The organism is Vibrio sp. RM-69-4 (genome assembly GCF_024743775.1).
Taxonomy (GTDB): domain Bacteria; phylum Pseudomonadota; class Gammaproteobacteria; order Enterobacterales; family Vibrionaceae; genus Vibrio; species Vibrio anguillarum.
Map to the genome: position 1 here is coordinate 1 of NZ_JAMQXI010000098.1, position 2,539 is coordinate 2,539.

General features: G+C 41.8%; 2 protein-coding genes. One reads left to right on the plus strand and one right to left on the minus strand.

Annotated features, from left to right (window positions below; translation table 11 throughout):
• Window positions 1–1,164 precede the first annotated feature (1,164 nt).
• The gene (locus tag NB504_RS18450; protein WP_170889268.1) at window positions 1,165–1,764 is read right to left on the minus strand and encodes a pentapeptide repeat-containing protein; all 600 of its coding nucleotides are present in this window, start codon (window positions 1,762–1,764) and stop codon (window positions 1,165–1,167) included.
• 233 nt (window positions 1,765–1,997) lie between these two features.
• Here NB504_RS18450 and NB504_RS18460 point away from each other — a divergent pair.
• Window positions 1,998–2,539 (plus strand): IS30 family transposase (locus NB504_RS18460; protein WP_258429618.1); only part of this gene is annotated, 542 nt, incomplete at its 3' end.

Consider the following 2,539-nt stretch of genomic DNA (forward strand, 5'->3'; position numbering starts at 1 on the left):
TTTTTCATGCTACCTCTGCATGCTAACGCCCGGCTAAGGGGTTGACAACGCACCGCCGAACTTAAAAAACACACCGTAAACACTGAACTTCAATTTTGCACTAAAGTCGCCACGCGTTGGCAATCCCTCTTGAGCCGTTTGTTAGGCCAACCGATTAACACCGACACTTTCAAAACCAAAGAACAGGGCTTTTTACAAACTTAAAACAAACTAACCGATTCATTTATAAACCAAAACCCTAATTCAGCAAAGAAACCAAAAAACTAAAATTGAGCGGTTTGGAAGAAAAGTGACGAGCGTAGCATGCTCGGCGGACGTTTGGATGCTTAAGGTTATTTTGCCGATGAATTCACAGCGAAAAGCAACCCAACGCAATCAAGAAACAACAAATATGTGATGATTATTTATTGCTTCACTTAAGCCACAAAACATGGAATTTACTGCTCAATTTCAACTCGATTTAGCTGATAAAAACTCACTTTGCCTAACGCCCGGCTAAGGGGTTGACAGCGCACCGCCGAACTCAAAAAACACAACGTAAACACTGAACTTCAATTTTGCACTAAAGTCGCCAAGCGTTGGCAATCCCTCTTGAGCCGTTTGTTAGCTGCTGCACTTTAGCCGGAGATTGACTACCCAACGGCCTAATTTAAAACACATTATTGTTTTCAAGCGACAAAGTAAAACGGACAACTGAGAAACTAAAACCTAACCCACGAAACGTACTTGGCAAAGAAGAAATAATAGGAAAACTGACGAGCTTCTAAGACTTCAATTTACAAAGAATTCTTTCGAAGAAGCCAACAATCAAGTGCGCGAAATCCATTTAAGCGCGAAAGAGCTTCAAAACCAAAGAAGCCACACCAAAGAAATAAACAAACACACCACTTCCCGTAAACAGACTTCGGTTAGTTCAACCGCTTCACGAACAGTGCCACTGGCGAGATACGCGGAAAAGTGCTGACTTTCAGGTGTAAAGCTAGAGCCTCAGACTAAGAAAAATAAACGCTTAATTTTATGGTTTTTCTTAACCTCAGCTAACGCCCGGCTAAGGGGTTGACAACGCACCACCGAACTCAAAAAACACACTGTAAACACTAAACTCCAATTTTGTACTAAAGTCGCCACGCGTTGGCAATCCCTCTTGAGCCGTTTGTTAGGCTATTAATCCACCAATTCAATACCTAAGCTTTCTAATAAGCTCAACGCTTCATATCGTGAAAACTTAGCCTTTTTAACGTTATTTTCTAGTACGTCAATGGAGTATGCTGTTGATTCACTGAAATCAACCCCTTGCAGATTTGTTCTCATAAATAAACTGTGGCTAAAATCACTATAAATCATTATTGAACCTGCAAAGTCACCTTCACGGAAATCAACATCATGCAACTTACATTCATCCAAAACCAATTCATTTAAGGTCAGGCCAAAGAAAGACGAGTCATTTAAAATACAACGCTTAAAACTTAGCTCAAAGTCTGAATGATAAACTGGCCATGTCGCTTTCGTCCAATCAACGCCAACTAACTTACTGTCTTGAAATTTAAGCTCAAAGAGCTTTGAGTTTGTAAAATCCACCAAACTCAAATTACAGCGTTCAAATGTGCAGTTTGTGAACTTACATTTCTGGAACTTAACCGCTGAAAAATCGCAGTCGGAGAATTGGCAATCTTCAAACTCGACGTCGCTATATTTCTCATCAGGTGAGGAAAGCTTCTCAAAAGAAACGTCGAAATATTGCTCATTATTTTTTAAATCTGTCATCGTATCCTCTGAATAGCCTAACGCCCGCTTAAGGGGCAGACAACGCTACTACCAACTTTCCGCATAACACCGTAACCACACAAACCAACGCATAGTAAAAATGCCACGCGTTGGCTGTCCCTCTTGAAGCGTTTGTTATGACACTTGGATTCATATACTAAGTGCAACACTAAAAAATAAAACAGTGAGCTGTCATAATCCCTATTTTTCCTCCCGCCAAGAAGTGAAAAATTATGGCTTATAAACAGCTCACCGAAGGGGACAGATATACTATCGCTGCCTATAAAAAGCAAGGCCTTAGCTATGCTGAAATCGCTCGGCTTACCGGACGCCATAAGAGTACCATTTCTCGAGAAATTGCTCGTAATCGATGTACTTACGATGGGGCCTATCGCCCTTTCAAAGCCGACCAACGCACTCGGACAAGACGCAGTAAATCAAGATGTAATCCGCGTATTACTCAGCAGCAATATAATCAAGTCATGCACTTTATCAAAAAAGACTGGAGCCCTGCTCAAGTCGTTGGAAGAATGAAACGATATAAACAGCCGACCATTAGCCATGAGTCTATTTACCAGTACATCTGGCGTGATAAAGCCAATGGGGGCGAACTTTGGAAACACCTACGACAATCGACCAAGCAACGGCGCAAGCGTTATGCTGCCTACGATAGTCGCGGAAGGCTCGCCAATAAACGACATATCTCTGAGCGTCCTAAAAGTGTCGAAACACGTAAAACGCGTGGACACTGGGAAATTGATACTGTCATGGGCAA

Bases quoted from the DNA above. Each gene is read 5' to 3' on its own strand.
- NB504_RS18450 (WP_170889268.1), bottom strand. From the start codon at position 1,764: ATGACAGATTTAAAAAATAATGAGCAATATTTCGACGTTTCTTTTGAG.